Origin of the sequence: Sandarakinorhabdus cyanobacteriorum (assembly GCF_002251755.1) — a bacterium.
Lineage (GTDB): Bacteria > Pseudomonadota > Alphaproteobacteria > Sphingomonadales > Sphingomonadaceae > Sandarakinorhabdus > Sandarakinorhabdus cyanobacteriorum.
In genome coordinates, this window is the sequence record NZ_NOXT01000123.1 from 156,363 (window position 1) to 171,860 (window position 15,498).

At 68.8% G+C, this 15,498-nt stretch carries 19 protein-coding genes, 1 tRNA gene and 1 pseudogene; 9 read left to right on the forward strand and 12 right to left on the reverse strand.

Going from position 1 to position 15,498, the window contains the following annotated elements; all coding sequences use genetic code 11:
- Positions 1–73: 73 nt before the first annotated feature.
- From CHU93_RS14765 to flgB, 12 genes are all read right to left on the reverse strand, one after another.
- Positions 74–1,045: a flagellin N-terminal helical domain-containing protein gene (locus CHU93_RS14765; RefSeq protein WP_094474914.1), complete on the reverse strand. Its 972-nt coding sequence runs from the start codon at positions 1,043–1,045 to the stop codon at positions 74–76.
- Positions 1,042–2,910 (reverse strand): flagellar hook-associated protein FlgK, encoded by a 1,869-nt coding sequence (locus tag CHU93_RS14770; protein WP_094474915.1) that lies wholly within the window; start codon positions 2,908–2,910, stop codon positions 1,042–1,044. Before CHU93_RS14770 ends, CHU93_RS14765 begins: the two co-directional genes overlap by 4 nt.
- On the reverse strand, positions 2,907–3,191 hold the full coding sequence (locus CHU93_RS14775) for a hypothetical protein (protein WP_094474916.1): 285 nt from the start codon (positions 3,189–3,191) through the stop codon (positions 2,907–2,909). The genes CHU93_RS14770 and CHU93_RS14775 overlap by 4 nt, the downstream gene beginning before the upstream one ends.
- Positions 3,191–4,276, reverse strand: coding sequence for a flagellar basal body P-ring protein FlgI (locus CHU93_RS14780; RefSeq protein ID WP_094474917.1), 1,086 nt, complete (start codon positions 4,274–4,276; stop codon positions 3,191–3,193). Before CHU93_RS14780 ends, CHU93_RS14775 begins: the two co-directional genes overlap by 1 nt.
- Positions 4,276–4,620 carry a flagellar basal body L-ring protein FlgH gene (locus CHU93_RS17620; RefSeq protein ID WP_279354571.1) on the reverse strand — a complete coding sequence of 115 codons (345 nt, stop codon included), beginning with the start codon at positions 4,618–4,620 and terminating at the stop codon, positions 4,276–4,278. The genes CHU93_RS14780 and CHU93_RS17620 overlap by 1 nt, the downstream gene beginning before the upstream one ends.
- The gene (locus CHU93_RS18275) at positions 4,542–4,769 is read right to left on the reverse strand and encodes a flagellar basal body L-ring protein FlgH (protein ID WP_423825912.1); all 228 of its coding nucleotides are present in this window, start codon (positions 4,767–4,769) and stop codon (positions 4,542–4,544) included. The genes CHU93_RS17620 and CHU93_RS18275 overlap by 79 nt, the downstream gene beginning before the upstream one ends.
- A 74-nt stretch (positions 4,770–4,843) precedes the next feature.
- Positions 4,844–5,629: a flagellar basal-body rod protein FlgG gene (flgG, locus tag CHU93_RS14790; RefSeq protein WP_094474919.1), complete on the reverse strand. Its 786-nt coding sequence runs from the start codon at positions 5,627–5,629 to the stop codon at positions 4,844–4,846.
- 10 nt (positions 5,630–5,639) lie between these two features.
- The gene (locus tag CHU93_RS14795) at positions 5,640–6,398 is read right to left on the reverse strand and encodes a flagellar hook-basal body complex protein (protein ID WP_094474920.1); all 759 of its coding nucleotides are present in this window, start codon (positions 6,396–6,398) and stop codon (positions 5,640–5,642) included.
- Between the two features lie 9 nt (positions 6,399–6,407).
- Entirely contained in the window at positions 6,408–7,703 is a 1,296-nt protein-coding gene (locus CHU93_RS14800; RefSeq protein WP_094474921.1) for a flagellar hook protein FlgE, read from the reverse strand.
- Between the two features lie 3 nt (positions 7,704–7,706).
- Positions 7,707–7,985: a flagellar hook assembly protein FlgD gene (locus CHU93_RS14805; RefSeq protein WP_094474922.1), complete on the reverse strand. Its 279-nt coding sequence runs from the start codon at positions 7,983–7,985 to the stop codon at positions 7,707–7,709.
- Positions 7,982–8,380 (reverse strand): flagellar basal body rod protein FlgC, encoded by a 399-nt coding sequence (gene flgC, locus CHU93_RS14810; RefSeq protein WP_094474923.1) that lies wholly within the window; start codon positions 8,378–8,380, stop codon positions 7,982–7,984. The genes CHU93_RS14805 and flgC overlap by 4 nt, the downstream gene beginning before the upstream one ends.
- Positions 8,380–8,757, reverse strand: coding sequence for a flagellar basal body rod protein FlgB (flgB, locus tag CHU93_RS14815; protein WP_094474924.1), 378 nt, complete (start codon positions 8,755–8,757; stop codon positions 8,380–8,382). Before flgB ends, flgC begins: the two co-directional genes overlap by 1 nt.
- A 238-nt stretch (positions 8,758–8,995) precedes the next feature.
- Here flgB and CHU93_RS14820 point away from each other — a divergent pair, with 238 nt between their 5' ends.
- From CHU93_RS14820 to CHU93_RS18280, 9 genes and pseudogenes are all read left to right on the forward strand, one after another.
- Positions 8,996–9,505 carry a hypothetical protein gene (locus tag CHU93_RS14820; RefSeq protein ID WP_133064424.1) on the forward strand — a complete coding sequence of 170 codons (510 nt, stop codon included), beginning with the start codon at positions 8,996–8,998 and terminating at the stop codon, positions 9,503–9,505.
- Between the two features lie 68 nt (positions 9,506–9,573).
- Positions 9,574–9,861 (forward strand): flagellar biosynthesis anti-sigma factor FlgM, encoded by a 288-nt coding sequence (gene flgM, locus CHU93_RS14825; protein ID WP_106408490.1) that lies wholly within the window; start codon positions 9,574–9,576, stop codon positions 9,859–9,861.
- Complete coding sequence (locus CHU93_RS14830) at positions 9,858–10,178, forward strand: hypothetical protein (protein ID WP_094474927.1); 321 nt, start codon at positions 9,858–9,860, stop codon at positions 10,176–10,178. Before flgM ends, CHU93_RS14830 begins: the two co-directional genes overlap by 4 nt.
- Before the next feature lie 43 nt (positions 10,179–10,221).
- Entirely contained in the window at positions 10,222–10,944 is a 723-nt protein-coding gene (locus CHU93_RS14835) for a transglycosylase SLT domain-containing protein (protein ID WP_094474928.1), read from the forward strand.
- Positions 10,941–13,022 carry a flagellar biosynthesis protein FlhA gene (gene flhA, locus CHU93_RS14840; protein WP_094474929.1) on the forward strand — a complete coding sequence of 694 codons (2,082 nt, stop codon included), beginning with the start codon at positions 10,941–10,943 and terminating at the stop codon, positions 13,020–13,022. The genes CHU93_RS14835 and flhA overlap by 4 nt, the downstream gene beginning before the upstream one ends.
- A complete protein-coding gene (locus CHU93_RS14845; protein ID WP_094474930.1) occupies positions 13,022–13,765 on the forward strand; it encodes a FliA/WhiG family RNA polymerase sigma factor in 744 nt (247 codons plus the stop codon). Before flhA ends, CHU93_RS14845 begins: the two co-directional genes overlap by 1 nt.
- Positions 13,766–13,797: 32 nt before the next feature.
- Entirely contained in the window at positions 13,798–14,637 is an 840-nt protein-coding gene (locus tag CHU93_RS14850; protein WP_165768763.1) for an HpcH/HpaI aldolase/citrate lyase family protein, read from the forward strand.
- A 72-nt stretch (positions 14,638–14,709) separates the two neighbouring features.
- Positions 14,710–14,784 (forward strand) — tRNA-Gln (locus CHU93_RS14855).
- Between the two features lie 445 nt (positions 14,785–15,229).
- Positions 15,230–15,442, forward strand: a pseudogene (locus tag CHU93_RS18280) (AAA family ATPase); the annotation flags it as partial.
- Positions 15,443–15,498: the final 56 nt, after the last annotated feature.

The following is a 15,498-nucleotide window of genomic DNA, read 5'->3' on the forward strand; positions in this document are numbered from 1 at the left end:
CCTCCCCCCGGGTGGTTGCGTCCCACCCGGTTACGGCCACTGCCAAAGCGGATTTAATCCCGCCGTTTTGGCGCTATCGCAACTGGTCCCACAAGGACAGGCTCGACATCCGGGCAAAACTGGCCTGCGCCGCCTCCAATATGGTCGTCAGCCGGTCCAGCCGGGCGATCGCCTCCACCATGTCGGTCTCCTCCAGCCGGCTGATGTCACGGCGCCATTGCAGCTGGCTTGCGTCGAGCCGCTGGGCTTCCGCCTCCAGCCGGGCGCCGCGCGTGCCCAGCAGGGCCTGGCCAGCAGCCAGCCGCTCGATATGGCCATCCACGGCGGCAATGGCCTCATCCATGCCAGCCTCGAAGAAATCGGGGCGCGGCTCCACCAGGCTGGCGGCCAGATGCGCCAGGCTGTCGAACAGATTGCGGGTGCGTGGCGGCGGCGGGACCGTGGGATCGGCCGGCGGTGCCATCGGATCGGGCGGGGGCAGGGGGTCGGTCACGCCAAACGCCTCCGGCCCGCTGATGCCGGCGGGCAGGGTGCGCCCGGCCACCGCCACCTGTGGCGGTGCCCCCAGCCCGGCCCAGGCGGCCAGCCCATCGGCATCATCGGCATAGGCGGGGGCAAGGCCGGCGCCGGCAAACAGCGCCTCGCCATCCGGGCCCTGCGCTTCCGCCAGCCCGCGCGCTGCGGCCAGAAGTTCGCTCACCTCCAGCGCCAGCACCTGCCGGTCCCCGGCGTTCAGCGTGGCATTGCGCCCGGCCAGCGCCAGTTCCTTGGCGCGCGCCACCATGTCGGCAATGCCGGCCAGCGCGGTCTCGCTGGCGGTCAGCCGGGCGGCGGCGGCGTCCATCGCCTTCCGCTGCGCCTCGCCAGCGGTATCGGCCCGCTTCAGCGTGGCGGCGCGGGCAAAGGGAATGGCATCATCACCCGGCTTCGTCACCCGCTTGCCGGTGCTGATCTGCTGCTGCACCTCGGCCGCTTCAGTGGAAAGCCGGGTCAGCCGGCGCACGGCGGCATCATGGCCCGACCGGCTGGAAAGCGGCGGGATCATCGCGTCAGGCCCAAAATCTGGTCAAGCAGGTCGCGTGCCACGCCCACCACCTGGGCATTGGCGCGATAGGCCGCCTGCAGCCGGGTCAACTCGGCCGCCTCGCGCTCCAGGTCCACGCCCGAAACGGCATCATTGGCCCGGCCCGTGTCCTCCTTCAGCGCCGCTGCTGCCGCCTCCAGCCGGCGCGTGTCGGCCACGCGGCTGCCGATGCCGGCCAGTTCGGCATCCAGCTGGGCTTCCAGCCCGCCGTTCGGCCCCGGCTGCGCCCGCCGTGCCGCCAGCGCCAGGGCACCCCGATTGTCCTGCGCGCCAGCCGGGGTGGGCGCGATGCGGAAGATTGTGCCATCCGCCCCCGCCGGCACCGTGAAGCGCAGCCCCGGGCCTTCGATCAGGCTGCCATCGGCTGGCACCGTGGCAAGCAGGGTGACACCGCTCGGGTCGCGCACCTCGGCCAGCCCGCCCGGCACAAGCGTGATCCGCCAGGGCGGCGGCGTGGTGTCGCCACCGGGCAAGGCCAGCGCCGTCGCGTCATCGGCGATCGTGGGCAGGCGCGTCGCATCGGGCGGGCCGTCCACCTGCCAGCGCCCCGCCGCCGCCACTTGGCCCGGTGCCAGCGGCCGCAGGCTGAGGCCCCGGGCACCGCCCAGCGGCTGCAGATCCCATTGGTCGCCCGCCACCGCGCCGGCGCCGATGGTCACGGTCAAGCCATCGAGCAGCAGCGGCGATGTCCCCGTCACGCTGGCGCTGCCATCGCCGCGCACCAGCGTGAAGCCGGCGGCATCGGCCAGCAGGCGATAGCCGGATGGATCAGGCACGCTGCCATCGGCCAGCACCACATCCACCGGCGCACTGCCGGCATTGGCCTTGCCCACCGTGCTGCCTATGCCGGTGGTGGCAAAGATGGCCGTGCCCGGCTGGCCGGCGCCATCGATGCCCTGTGCGTGCCAATCGTTGATCAGGCTGGCAAACTGGCTGGCCTGGCCATCCAGCGCGGCACGGGCGCGGATGATCTCGCCGCTGGCCTCCAGCAGGCCCGCCAACCGGCCCGAAGCCGGCAGCCGCAGCGGTTGCGGATCAAATTCGGGGTTCAGCAGCACGGTCTGGCCATCAGCCGCCACACCGATGCGGCTGGCATTGCCGGCAAAGGGCACGATGGTCACCGCCGATGGGCCAAAGCCCAGCTTCACCTCCACCGCGCCGCGCCGGCCCTCGCTGATGCTGATCCGCACCTCGTCGGCCAGATCGCGCAGCAGGCTGTCGCGATTGTCGAGCAGGCCATTGGCCGCCGTGTCGCCCTCGTCGCCGCGCCGCAGTTGCTCGTTCACCTTGGCCAGGGCGGCGGCCAGATCATTCACCCGCCGCGCGCTCAAGGCCGCCTCGGCGCGGATATCCTGCTCCAGATTGTCAAGATCACCGCCCAGGCTGTTGAAACCATTGGCGGCATCATCGGCAGCGTTCAGAAAGGCGATGCGCGCCGCGCCCTGGGTTGGCGCCGCCGCCAGCGCGGTGCCGGCATCGAAAAAGGCCCCCAGCCGGGTCGCCACCGCCGCCGTGGTCGACAGGGATTCCAGCCGTTCCAGCCAGTCCAGCCGGGCGCCCAGCCGGGCCTGATCGCCGCTGGCCACGCGCGCCGCATTGGCCTTCAGCGCATCGACATCGCGCACCACGCCGCCCGTGCGCACCCCGGCGCCCGAAAGACTGGCCCGTTCCAGCGGCCCGCCGCGCCCGGCCGGCATCGTCGCCAACACGGCGCGCCGCCGCACATAGCCCGGCGTGTCGGCATTGGCGACATTGTCGCCGGTGGCGTTCAGCGCATTCTGGAAGGCCAGCACGCCCGACCGGCCCAGCGCCAGCAGATCCATCATGGCCGTGCCCCTTTCGCCAGCAACTGCGCCAGGCCCAGCGGCGCAGCGCCGGCAATGATGCGGCCCTGTTGCTCGTCGATCAGATCGCGGATCTGGTCATTGCCGCCCATCAGATCATCGCCCAGCTTCGCACTGCGCGCCGTCTTCAACAGCCGGGTGACCAGCAGCGCCTCGAAATCGCCGGCCGCCTTGTCGCGCGCCTTGGCTTCGGCCGCAGGCGTGGGCCGCTGGCCGGGCTGCAACAGGGCAGGCAATGCCAGGATGGGGGGCTGCAACTGCATCAGATCACCACCAGCTCGGCGCGCAGGGCACCGGCTGCCTTCAAGGCTTCCAATATGGCCACCAGATCGCCCGGCGCCGCGCCCAGTGCGTTCACGGCGTCAACAATCTCCGAAAGCCGGGCGCCCGGTGCAAACAGGTTCATGCGGGCGTTGGTTTCGCCGGCTTCCACATTGGATTGCTGGGTCACCGTCGTCTGTCCGCGACCGAAGGGATTGGGCTGGCTGGCCTGCTGATTCTCGGTCACCCGCACCACCAGGCTGCCATGGGCCACGGCGGCGGGCAGGATGCGCACCTCGCCGGAAATCACCACCGTGCCGGTGCGGGCATTCACGATCACCCGGGCCGGCGGCGGCGCCAGCGCCACGTTCAGCCCTTCGATGGTGCTGGCCATGGCGATGCGGCGTTCCGCCTGGTCCGGCGCGTTCAGCCGCACGCGCACGCCATCCTCGGCATTGGCGACCACGCCATTGAAATGCCGGTTGATCGCCGCCACCACGGCGCTGGCGGCGGAAAAATCCGGCTCGTTCAGGTCCAGATACATCGGGCCCTTTTCGGCAAAGGGCGATGGCACCACCCGTTCCACCACCCCGCCGGCCGGCACCCGGCCACTCGTCGGCGTGCCCGCCACGATGCGGCTGCCATCGCGGCCTTCCGCGCCAAAGCCGCCCACCGCCAGGCTGCCTTGCGCCAGTGCATAAATCTCACCATCCGGCCCCTGCAGCGCGGTCAGCAGCAGGGTGCCGCCGCGCAAGGATTTGGCCTGACCCAGCGCCGATACCGTCACATCCAGCCGCTGGCCCGGCTTGGCAAAGGCCGGCAGCTCCGCCGTCACCATCACGGCCGCCGCATTGCGCAGCTGCGGGTTCACGCCCGGCGGCAGCTGCACGCCCAGGCGCGTGGCCGCCGATTTCAGCGACTGGATGGTCAATTCCAGATTCTGGTCGCCACTGCCGGTCAGGCCAACCACGATGCCATAACCGGTCAGCGCGTTGGCCCGCACGCCGGCAAAGCGCGCGATGTCCTTCACCCGCTCCGCCGCGGCCGGCACGGGCAACAGCAGCAAAAGGGCCAGCAGCCAGCGCATCAGAACGGCGCAATCTTCGCAAAAAAGCGCGCCAGCCAGCCCTGGCGGCTGTTGTCCGCAACCTGTCCGGTGCCGCCAAAGCGGATCCTGGCATCGGCCACGCGCGTCGATGGCACGCTGTTGTCAAAGCCCAGATCCTCGGCGCGGATATAGCCGGTCAGCTGCAGATGCTCCTCGCCGCGGTTCAGCATCAGCCGCTTTTCCCCCGCAATGCGCAGCACCCCGCCGGGCAGCACCTCGGCCACCGTCACCGTGATCTCGCCGTTCAACTCGTTGCGCTGCTCGGCGCTACCAGCCCCCTTGAAGCCCTGGTTGCTGCCGGCCTGCAACGCCTGCTGCGGCACCCGGCTGAACGGGAAGAATCCGGCAGGCGAAAGCTGTTGTCGCTCTCGCGGGCGGAATCGGCGCTGGCCGATTTGCTGGCGCTGGTCCGCTCCACCAGCCGGATGGTGACGAGATCCCCCACCCGCCGCGCCCGCCGATCGGTGACCAGGCCAACAAAATGCCACGGGCGGCAGCGTCGGTGTGATCACCGCCAGCCTGGCCGCCACCAGCAGCAAGGCCGCGTTACACATTCTGCACCACATAACGGCCCATCTCATCGGCCGCGTTGATCACCTTGGCATTGATCTCATAAGCGCGCTGCGTCTCGATCATGTCGACCAACTCCTGCACGGTCGACACATTCGATCCTTCCAGCATGCCCTGCCGGATCGTCCCCATGCCGGCCTGCCCGGCCACGCCCAGTGTCGGCGGGCCCGATCCGGCAGTCTCGCGATAGAGATTGTCGCCGATCGGCATCAGGCCAGAAGGGTTCAGAAAGCGCGTCAGCTGCAACTGCCCCACCTCCACCGGCGCGGACTGGCCGGGCAGGGCGGCGGTCACGATGCCATCGGGGGAGATCACGATCTGCGATGCGCCATCGGGGATCACCAGCGGCTGCGCCAGCCGCTGGCCCGATGCGGTGACGATTTCGCCGGTGGCCGACAGTTTGAACCCGCCATCGCGGGTATAGCCCACGGTGCCATCGGCCAACTGCACCGCGAAGAATCCGGCGCCATCAATGGCCAGGTCCAGCGCATTGTCGGTGGTGATCATGTTGCCTTGCGTGTGGATGCGCTCCGTGCCGGCGATGCGCACGCCGGTGCCGGTGCCAAGGCCGGTGGCATATTGCGTGTCCGCGCCGCTGGCGGCGCCGGGGTTGCGGTCATCCTGATACATCAGGGCGGCAAAATTGGCCCGGTCGCGCTTGAACCCGGTGGTGGAGACGTTGGCCAGGTTGTTGGAAATCGTCTTCATGCGGTGGTCAAGCGCATCCAGGCCCGACCGTGCGATCTGCAAGGCTGTCGTCATCGCCGCCTCCTCAACTGTTCAGGCCCATCAGCCGGGCCCCCTGTTCGTCCATTTCGGTCGCCAGCTTGATCAGCCGGGCATTCAGCTCGAACCCGCGCTGTTCCTCCACCAGCTGCACCAGCGCTTCGGCCGCGGTCAGATTGGCGCTTTCCAGCGCGCCGCTTTCCACCCGCGCTTCCGGGTCAGGCTGCAGCGGCTCCTGTGGCAGAAACAGGCCATCGCCGGCCTTGTCGCGGCTCTTGATGCTGCTGCCGTCCACCAGCTTCAGCCGGCCCAATATCTGCGGCCCGTCGGGCCCTTGCACCGATACCGTGCCGTCACGGCCGATCACCGGCTCGGCGCCCGGCGGCACCGAAATCGGCGCACCGCTGGCGCTCACCAGCACGCGGCCATCGCCATTGGCCAGCACGCCGGCGGCGTTCACCACCAGATCGCCGCGCCGTGTATAGGCCTCGCTCAGCTGGCCGCCCACCATCGGGCCCTGCACCGCCAGCCAGTGCCGGGCCGACAGCGCGATATCCAGTTCGCGGCCCGTGGCGGCAATCTTGCCGGGCTGCTGCGGCGTGGCCAGGCTGGGCGAACCCACCTGCGCCCGCGCTGCCCACGCCCCGTCCACCGCGGCCCTGGCCGCCATATAGCGGCCTTCCTGCGCCACCACATCGCGGCGAAAGCCCGGCACCTGCGCATTGGCCAGATTGTTGGCCGTCACCAGGCTTTCGCGGGCCCGCGCCGAAAGGCCGGTCAGGGCGGTGTAGATGACCCGGTCCATCGTCCGTCATCAGCTGCGCAGGTTGATGATTGTCTGCATCAACTGGTTGTCGGTCTCGATCGATTTGGCGCTGGCCTGGAAATTGCGCTGCGCTGCGATCAGGTTGACCAGCTCGGTGGTCAAATCAACGTTTGACCGCTCCAGATTGCCCGACAAGATGGTGCCCACCCCGCCGCGCCCGGCCTCTGCCGTGATCGCCTCGCCCGATTGCGGTGTCACCACCCAGCTGGCATCGCCCGTCTGCTTCAACCCTTGCGGATTGGAGAAGCTGGCCAGCGCCACCTTGCCCAGCGTCTGCACCTCGCCATTGGAGAAACTCGCCTTCAACAGGCCTTCGGGATCAACCGACACGCTTTCCAACTGGCCGGCCGGGATGCCATCCTGCTGGATCAACGCCACCGAAAACGGCCCGGCCTGCTGCACAGTGGCAGTGCCATGATCAACTGCGATGGCCAGGTTGCCGCCACCGGTGGGCGGCACGAAGCCATCAAACTGGAACGCCGTGGTGGGTGCCACCAGCGCGCCATTGCCATCAAATTCCATCGGCAGGCCAGGTGTGCCACCCACATTGAGTTCGGTGTCGCCCACGAACACCCGCGCGGTCCAGCGGTGCACCGGGTCGGCCAGGGTGGGAACACTGTCCTTCACATAATAGACGGTTGCCGCCAGCGGATTGCCCAGGCTGTCGAACACCGTCGTCGATGTGCTGGCGTTGAAGGTGGCGGGATCGTTGCGATCAAACACATAGGGGTTGGTGGGCGTGTAGATCGGCCGGTTGGCGATGATCGGCGCATCGGCCGGCAGATTGGCCGAAATGCTCACCGTGCCGGTGGCCTGCGGCGTGCCAGACGACAAGGGCAGCCGCGCCGACACGGTGGAGGCCAACCCGGTCGCCTGCACCGCGCCATCGGTGGTGGTGGGGAACAATTGCAGCCGCCGCCCCTGCGCATCCACGATGAAGCGATCCGGCGTCACGCCAAAGCTGCCGTTGCGGGTGAAGGCCGTCTGCACGCCGCCAGCGCCCGATTTGACGATGAAAAAGCCCTGGCCGGCAATGGTGAGATCCAGCGCGGAGGACGAGGTTTCGGTGGGCCCCTGGCCGAACTGCTGGGTGATGGCGCGCACCGTGGTGCCCGATCCCGTCACCCGGTTGGGGTTCGACAGCGGCGACAGCGCAATGATGTCGCCAAAGGCCACCCGGCTGCGCTTCAAACCGGTGGTGCCAACGTTGGCGATGTTGTTGGCAATGGTCGACATTTCAGTCTGGGCACCGGCAAGGCCCGTCATCGCGGTGTAAAAGGCCATGGCTTATTGCTCCTGTGCGGGGAAACGCGCGATCAACTGGTCCAGCCGGTCGGAAATGCCGGCCAGTTTCGCATTGGTTTCGGTGGTGCCGGCCAGCTGGCTGAACATCGCCATCTGCTGCATATATTCGAGGTTATCGACCGGCTTCGTCGGATCCTGGTTCTTCAGCTGCGCGGTCAGCAGCGCCAGGAAATCACCCTGATCCAGCGTCGCCTTGGGATTGCGCCCCGGCGCTGCTGGCGCGGCCGGGATGCCGGCGGGCAGGCCATCCACCCGGCTCACTTGCCGATCCTCAGCGTGTCCATGGCGAGGCTGCGGGCGGTCGCCAGCACCTCGACATTGTTGGCATAGGCGCGGGCGGTTTCCACCATCTCCACCATCTCCTGATTGGGATCCACCGCCGCCTGCCAGACATGCCCCGTCGCATCGGCGAGCGGATGATCGGGATCGAGCTTCTTTTCCGGGCTGCCGGTGCGCGCCATGCTGGCCACATCCACGGTGGCGGCCTGGCCCTGATAATGGGTGGCAAACACCGGGCGCAGCGCGCGATAGGCATCCGCCTCCTTGCCGGCGATGCTGCCGGCGTTGGCCAGGTTGGATGCGATGGCATTCATCCGCACCCGCTGGGCGGCCATGGCGCGGCCGCTGATGTCAAAAATGGTCAGATCACGCGCCATCAGCCGTCTGCCTTCAAGGCGGCCATGATGCTGTTCACCCGCGCCCCCAGAAATTCCAGGCTGGCGCGGTACCGCATGGCATTTTCGGCAAAGGCCGCCTGTTCGGTGGCCATTTCCACCGTGTTGCCATCGATGCTGGCAATCAGCGGCGCGCGATATTGCAGCCGGGCGCTGTCCAGCTGGGCCGAAAAGCCGCCCGTCTGCGCCGCGCGCAAGGCGGCATCGGCATCCAGATCACGCGCCTTGTATCCCGGCGTCGCGGCATTGGCGATGTTGCTGGCAATCACCACCAGCCGCTGACTGCGCAGGCGCAGCGCCGGGGCAGAGATACCAAACGCCTGATCGATCAGGCCGGGTTGGGGCGACAGCGGGGTCATGCCCGCCGCACTGCAACGCCCGTGCCAACCGGCTCACCCCAACGTGCCGCCAGGCTTGTGCCCGTGATTGTGGCCCGGGGCCGGCAAGGGCTTGCCGCTTGGTGGGCAAGGGATTGCCGGCTCCGGGCCGTCACTGGGCGCGCCACCCGGGGGACAGGAGGTTGGCGCGCTTCTTGCTGGCCGGCCCGTCGTGGGTGGGGGGTCGCTGCAGGCCGCCCGGCACAAGGGAAAACGGCCGATGCACACAGAAATTAAATGGCAGCATCTCGCCCTGGCGCTTGCCGGGCTGATCCTGGTGGCCTGGGCCGCACCCAGCCCGGCACAGGCGCTCCAGGGCCCGGCGCAGCTGGCGCTGCACGACGTGGCGAGGCTGCGCACCCAGGTGGCGGGCTTTGCCGGCGCGCCGGCGCGGCTCGATCCGGCGCTGGTGGTGCCGCGTTGCCCCGATCCGGCGCTCAGCTGGGCGCGCAGCGATGTCGTGCGCGTCGATTGCGCCGTCCCGGCCTGGACCCTCTATGTCCCCATCGATCAGCCCGCAGGCTCCACCGCCCGCGCCGCCGCCGCCCGACCCGCCATCCGCCGCGGAGACCGGGTGGTGGTGGAAGCCGGCGGCAACGGCTTTGCCGTCAGCCAAGAGGCCGAGGCCGAGCGCGACGCCGATGGCACCCGCATCGCCCTGAAAACCCCGGCCGGCCGCCGCCTGATCGGCCGCATCGAGGAGGGCGGGCGGGTCATCATCCCCCGCTGATTAAAGTGCCATGGTGAATGGCCGTTAACGGCGTTGCCCGGCCTGTGCCGGCGGAAAGGATGAACAGGATGATCGATGGCATCAACGGCGGCGGTGGCCCAATCCGCAACCCCTTTACCGGCCGCACCAGTGGCCCGCAGGCTGCCGACGCGAAGGAGCCGGCCCGGCTGGTGGCGCGGCTCAACCCCGTGGCGCGCGGCGGCCCTGGCGGGCTGGTGGCCGAACTGGCCAGCGCCCCGCCGGTGAACCGGGCGCGCGTGGCGGAACTGAAAGCCGCCATCGCCGGTGGCCGCTACCCGATTGATCCGCAGGCCATCGCCGATGCGATGATCCGGCTGGAGCGCGGCAAGCCGTGAGCGCGGATCAGCTGGCCCAGGCCGTCGTCGATGCCATCACCGCCGAACTGGCGGCGCTGGCGGCCGAGGATGCTGATGCCATCACCCGCGCCACGGCGGAAAAGACCGCCGCGCTGGCCGCCCTGCAGGCCGAAGTGGCCTCCGGCGCCCGCCCGCCGCGCGCCCTGCTGGAACAGGCCCGCGATCTGAATGCCGAAGCCATGCTGCGCAGCCGCGCCAAGCTGCTGTCGGTCGAAAAGCGCCTGGCCGCGCTGCGCCCGCCGCCGGTGCCGCCGCGCGAAGCCCTGGTCTATGGCCGCGACGGGCGCTGGGCATGACCATGGCACGGGCCGTGGCACATAAATTGCTTGGGGCAGGCGCATGACCCAGGCGATCCAGTTCCAGCCCAATGCCAATGCCGGCGTGATCGGCGCGCTGCAGCAGGCGGCGGCCGCCACCGGCGTCGATTTTGCCTATCTCTATGCCAATGCCCGCGCCGAATCCGGCCTCAATCCGGCGGCGCGCGCCAGCACCTCTTCGGCCAGCGGCCTGTTCCAGTTCACCGATGCCACCTGGCTGGCAATGGTGCAGCGGCACGGCGACAAGCACGGCCTGGGATGGGCAGCGCAGGCGCTCAGCCAGGGCGCCAGCCCGGCGGTGAAGCAGACCATCCTGTCCCTGCGCCACGATGCCGGCGTCGCCGCGCGCCTGGCCGGCGAGTTCACCCGCGACAACGCCGGCAAGCTGCAGGCCGCCCTGGGCCGCGCGGCCGAAGCCAGCGATCTCTATCTCGCTGCCTTCTTTGGTGCCGGCGGCGCGATCAAATTCCTGAAATCCATGGCCGCTGCCCCCGGCATGGCCGCGGCATCGCTGCTCCCCGCCGCCGCCGCCGCCAACCGCAGCACCTTCTACCACCGCGATGGCAGCGCCCGCTCCCTGGCCGAGGTGCATGATCTCGTGGCCAACCGCATTCACCGCCATCTCGGCGATGAACCGGCCGGCACCATCTTGCCGCCAGCCGGCCGATCCATGCCGCCCGCCGATCCGGCGCTGGCCGCCGCCCGCGCCCGCATGGCCTATCTCGTGCTGGCGGCCATGCAATGACCGCGCTTGCCGCCCGTCTCGGCCGCATCGATGCCCGCACCACGCTGCTGCCGCTGGCCATCCTGGTGCTGGTCGCGCTGATGGTGGTGCCGCTGCCGGCGGTTCTGCTCGATCTCTTCTTCATCACCAACATCGCGGTGGCGCTGATCGTGCTGATGGTTGCCATCAACATCCGCCAGCCGCTGGATTTCTCGGCCTTTCCCACCGTTCTCCTCTACGCCACGCTGCTGCGCCTGGCCTTGAACGTCGCCTCCACCCGCGTCGTCCTGGTCCACGGCCATGAAGGCACGGCGGCGGCCGGCCATGTCATCGAAGCGTTCGGCAGTTTCCTGGTTGGCGGCGATTATGTCGTCGGCCTGTTTGTCTTTGCCGTGCTGATGATCATCAACCTGGTCGTCATCACCAAGGGCGCCGGCCGCGTGTCCGAAGTCGCCGCCCGCTTCACGCTGGATGCGCTGCCCGGCAAGCAGATGGCCATCGGTGCCGACCTCAATGCCGGCCTGATCACCGCCGACGAAGCCCGGCTGCGCCGCGCCGAGGTGACGACCGAAGCCGATTTCCACGGCGCCATGGATGGCTCGTCCAAGTTCGTGAAGGGCGATGCGGTGGCTGGCGTGCTCATCCTCGCCATCAACATCATCGGCGGCCTCATCCTCGGCACCGTCTCCCACGATCTGGCGCTGGGCGATGCCGCGCGCACCTATCTGCTGCTGGCTGTCGGCGATGGCCTGGTGGCGCAAGTGCCGGCGCTGCTGCTCTCCATCGCAGCCGCCATGGTCGTCACCCGCGTCGGCAAGGACAATGATCTGGCCGGCCAGGTCGGCGTGCAGCTGGGGCAGGGGGCGCCCTGGCTGCCGGTGGGCGTCATCCTCGCCCTCCTCGGCCTGCTGCCCGGCATGCCGCTCCTCATCATCGCGCCGGCCGCTGCGGCTGCCCTGTGGTTTGCCCTGCGCAAACGCCCGGCCGCGCCCGTCGCCGCCGCCACCCCCGGCGAGGCCCCCGCCGCCGCCGATGCCCACATCGACTGGAGCGACGTGGCCGACAGTGCGCCTGCCGCGCTCGATATCGGCTTCGGCCTCGTCCCGCTGGTCGACGAAGCCCGCGGCGCCCCGCTGATGGCCCGCATCACCGCCATCCGCCGGCAATTGTCCAAACAGCTGGGCTTCGTCCTTCCGGCCGTGCGGGTGCGCGACGATCTCTCGCTGCCGCCCTTCCATTATCGCATCACCCTGGCCGGCGTGGTGGTGGGGGAGGACGAGATTTTCCCCGACGATGTCCTCGCCATCGCCGCCGGCCCGATCAGCACGCCCATTCCGGGCCGCGAGGCCGCCGATCCCGCCTTCGGCCTGCCCGCCCGCTGGATCGATCCGGCCGAAGCCGATCTGGCCGAAGCCGCCGGCTACAACGTCGTTGATCCCGCCGCTGTCGCCGGCACCCATCTGAACCAGCTGCTCGGGGCACACGCCCACCGTCTGCTCGGCCAGGATGAGGTGCAGGCCCTGATCGACACGCTGGCCGAAACCGCCCCGGCCCTCGCCGCCGCCCTCGCCCCCAAGGCGTTGAGCGTTGCCATCATCACCCAGGTGCTGGCCCGGCTGGTGGAGGAGGGGATTTCGATCCGCGATCTGCGTTCCATCGCCGGCGCCCTGATCGCCGCCGCCCCGCACACGCAGGATCCGGCCGAACTGGCCGAGCGCATCCGCCCGGTGCTGGGCGCGGCACAAGTGCAGGCCCTCGCCGGCGTGAAGGGGCCGCTCACCGCCGTCGCCCTCGATCCCGGCCTCGAAGGCCTGCTGGTGCAGGCCGTGCGCGCCAACCCCGGTGCCGCCCAACCGTTCGATCCGGCACTCGTCACCCGTGTGGCCGAAGCCGCCGCCAGCGCCACCGCGCCGCTGCTGGCCGACGGCACACGCTTTGCCATCGTCACCGTGCCGCCGGTGCGCCGCGCCCTTTGGCAGTTGCTGCGCGCCCGGCTGCCCCAGGTGCCGGTGCTCGCCTTCCCCGACATTCCCGACGATCGCGACGTCACGGTGGCCGCCGTGATCGGCGCCGCCCCCCGCACCAATGGAGACAGCTGATGGATGCCCGGCTTGGCCTTGAACCCGCGCTCTATGCCCCCGCCCGGCTGGCCCAGGTCGATCCCGAACGGCTGATCTCCAGCCATCTGGCGCTCGTCCGCCGCATTGCCTGGCATGTCCACGCAAGGGTCTCCACCGCCATCGATGTGGAGGATCTGGTGCAGATCGGCATGGTCGCCCTGATCGAGGCCGCGCGCGGCTTTGAAGACCGCGGCCACGCCGCCTTTGCCACCTATGCCAGCGTGCGGGTGCGCGGCGCCATGATCAATCAGCTGCGCAAAGGGGCAACGCTGGTGCGCTCCGCCATGCGCCGCAAGCGCGAATGGGGCCAGGTGCGCGCCCGGCTGGAAGGGCAATTGGGCCGCGCTGCCACCGATGCCGAAATGGCCGCCGCGCTGGACCTGCCCATTGCCGATTATCGCGCCGGCATGGCGCAAACCCACGCCGTGCAAACCGAAAGCCTGGACGACGCTTATTCCGATCACAGCGACTGGTTCGCCAGCGACGATCCCGATGCCCATGATGTGCTGGAAAGTGAACGCCGCCGCAGCGCCATCGCCGCCGCCATCGCCGACCTGCCCGAACGCGAAGCCCAGGTGCTGCAACTCTATTTTGTCGAGGAACTGAACCTCGAGGAAATCGGCCAGGTCCTTGGCGTCGGCGCCGCCCGCATCTGCCAGATCAAGAAGGCGGCGCTCACCCGCATGCGCGGCAAGCTCGCCGGCTGGAACGACAGCGATTGAAACCCGCCGCGCCGGCTGGCAGGCTGGCCGCCATGATCGATCTCACCACGCTGCGCTCCGTCCTCTATCTGCCGGCCAACCGCCCTTCGGCCATTGCCAAGGCCCGCACGCTCGCTGCCGATGCCGTCATCCTCGATCTGGAAGATGCAGTGCAGTCCGATGCCAAGCCGGATGCCCGCGCCGCCGCCGTGACCGCGGCGCTTGACGGCGGCTGGGGGGGCAAGCGCCTGTTCCTGCGCGTCAACGGCATCGGCACCCCCTGGCACGAAGCCGACATGGCCGCCGCTGGGGAAAAAGGCTTTGCCGGCATCGTCGTGCCCAAGGTGGACAGCGCGGGCGAGGCCCAGAGGCTCGTTGCCCATGCCGGCGGCCGGCCCGTGCTGGCGATGATCGAAACGCCCGCCGCCGTGCTCAATGCTGCCGCCATTGCCGCCGTGCCCGGCATCGCCGCACTGGTCGCCGGCATGGCCGATCTGGCAAAGGCGCTCAATTGCGGCGCCGATCCCGAACGCCGCCCGCTGCTCTACAGCCTGTCGGCCATCGTCCTCGCTGCCCGCGCCGCCGGCATCGCCTGTTTCGATGGCGTCTGCACCGAATTTCGCAACGAAGCCGCCTTCATCGCCGAGGCCGCGCAAGGGAAGATGCTCGGCTTTGACGGCAAGACATTGATCCACCCCAGCCAGGTCGATCCCTGCAACCGCGTCTTCTCACCCACCGAAGCGGAAGTCGCCCAGGCCCACGCCATGATCGCCGCCTACGAAGCCGCCCTGGCCGCCGGCCGCGGGGTCGCCACGCTTGATGGCCAGATGGTGGAAGTGCTCCACATCGACCAGGCCCGCCACCTGCTGGCGCGGGCCACCCCTCCGCATTGATGCGGCCATTTTCCGCTTGGCAAATTCGCGCCAATTGCCTAACCGGCGGCTCCCGTCCCGATGGGCGGCTGCTGGGGCGTCGCCAAGCGGTAAGGCAGCGGTTTTTGGTACCGCCATTCCCAGGTTCGAATCCTGGCGCCCCAGCCAACTTTATAAAATCATTTATTATCAAGTGTTTATGACGGCATCAGGCCCTTGTCGGGGGCAGGTTTCGGGGGCAGGTTTTTGGGGCTGTCAACCGGCCCGCTTCCAACCAATTCAACCGGCCCTCGGACGACGCCTAGCCTGACGGCAGATTCTTGTGGTCCCGGGCTGGTTGCTCTTTGGTACTCGTTGGCGTGCCTCCTTCATTGCGTGGGCGAAAAAAGCAGGGCGAGGCAGGCGGATACGGAAGGCTAGGCGTCTTTCAGATGGCAGTAGCTGCTGGCCCGGCCGATGCTGAGGCTCTTGGCTCCCGCGTCGTTGTAGGGAACAGCGCCATCCTCGCATGCAGTTCAATGCCAAAGTCGCACTTGCCACATTAGTCATGGATCGCCACGGTGCCGCTGGTTTAGGCCTTGTGGTCCGGGTCCTTATACGAGACTGTGACGATATGCTGAGCTCGATACGCGTAGAAGATTGGAAGAGCATCAAGAGTGCTACGCTGAACCTTGACCCATTGACCGTTCTGATCGGCACCAACTCAAGTGGGAAATCGAACATCCTCGATGCTCTTGCGTTCCTGTCTCGGATTGCAAGTGGCACACTGCTTACATCAGCCCTGAAGGGAGATGGGGCCATATCGCCGATGCGCGGCGGCCTTGAGTGGGCGCCTAGGAGAGATGGTACGCGGTTCAGGATTAGTGCCACGACAAGGGCGGA

Excerpts from the sequence above, each read along its gene's own strand:
- CHU93_RS14765 (WP_094474914.1), bottom strand. The coding sequence starts at position 1,045 with ATGATCCCGCCGCTTTCCAGCCGGTCGGGCCATGATGCCGCCGTGCGC.
- CHU93_RS14770 (WP_094474915.1), bottom strand. The coding sequence starts at position 2,910 with ATGATGGATCTGCTGGCGCTGGGCCGGTCGGGCGTGCTGGCCTTCCAG.
- CHU93_RS14775 (WP_094474916.1), bottom strand. The coding sequence starts at position 3,191 with ATGCAGTTGCAGCCCCCCATCCTGGCATTGCCTGCCCTGTTGCAGCCC.
- CHU93_RS14780 (WP_094474917.1), bottom strand. The coding sequence starts at position 4,276 with ATGCGCTGGCTGCTGGCCCTTTTGCTGCTGTTGCCCGTGCCGGCCGCG.
- flgG (WP_094474919.1), bottom strand. The coding sequence starts at position 5,629 with ATGACGACAGCCTTGCAGATCGCACGGTCGGGCCTGGATGCGCTTGAC.
- CHU93_RS14795 (WP_094474920.1), bottom strand. The coding sequence starts at position 6,398 with ATGGACCGGGTCATCTACACCGCCCTGACCGGCCTTTCGGCGCGGGCC.
- CHU93_RS14800 (WP_094474921.1), bottom strand. The coding sequence starts at position 7,703 with ATGGCCTTTTACACCGCGATGACGGGCCTTGCCGGTGCCCAGACTGAA.
- flgC (WP_094474923.1), bottom strand. The coding sequence starts at position 8,380 with ATGGCGCGTGATCTGACCATTTTTGACATCAGCGGCCGCGCCATGGCC.
- flgB (WP_094474924.1), bottom strand. The coding sequence starts at position 8,757 with ATGACCCCGCTGTCGCCCCAACCCGGCCTGATCGATCAGGCGTTTGGT.
- CHU93_RS14820 (WP_133064424.1), top strand. The coding sequence starts at position 8,996 with ATGCACACAGAAATTAAATGGCAGCATCTCGCCCTGGCGCTTGCCGGG.
- flgM (WP_106408490.1), top strand. The coding sequence starts at position 9,574 with ATGATCGATGGCATCAACGGCGGCGGTGGCCCAATCCGCAACCCCTTT.
- CHU93_RS14835 (WP_094474928.1), top strand. The coding sequence starts at position 10,222 with ATGACCCAGGCGATCCAGTTCCAGCCCAATGCCAATGCCGGCGTGATC.
- flhA (WP_094474929.1), top strand. The coding sequence starts at position 10,941 with ATGACCGCGCTTGCCGCCCGTCTCGGCCGCATCGATGCCCGCACCACG.
- CHU93_RS14845 (WP_094474930.1), top strand. The coding sequence starts at position 13,022 with ATGGATGCCCGGCTTGGCCTTGAACCCGCGCTCTATGCCCCCGCCCGG.
- CHU93_RS14850 (WP_165768763.1), top strand. The coding sequence starts at position 13,798 with ATGATCGATCTCACCACGCTGCGCTCCGTCCTCTATCTGCCGGCCAAC.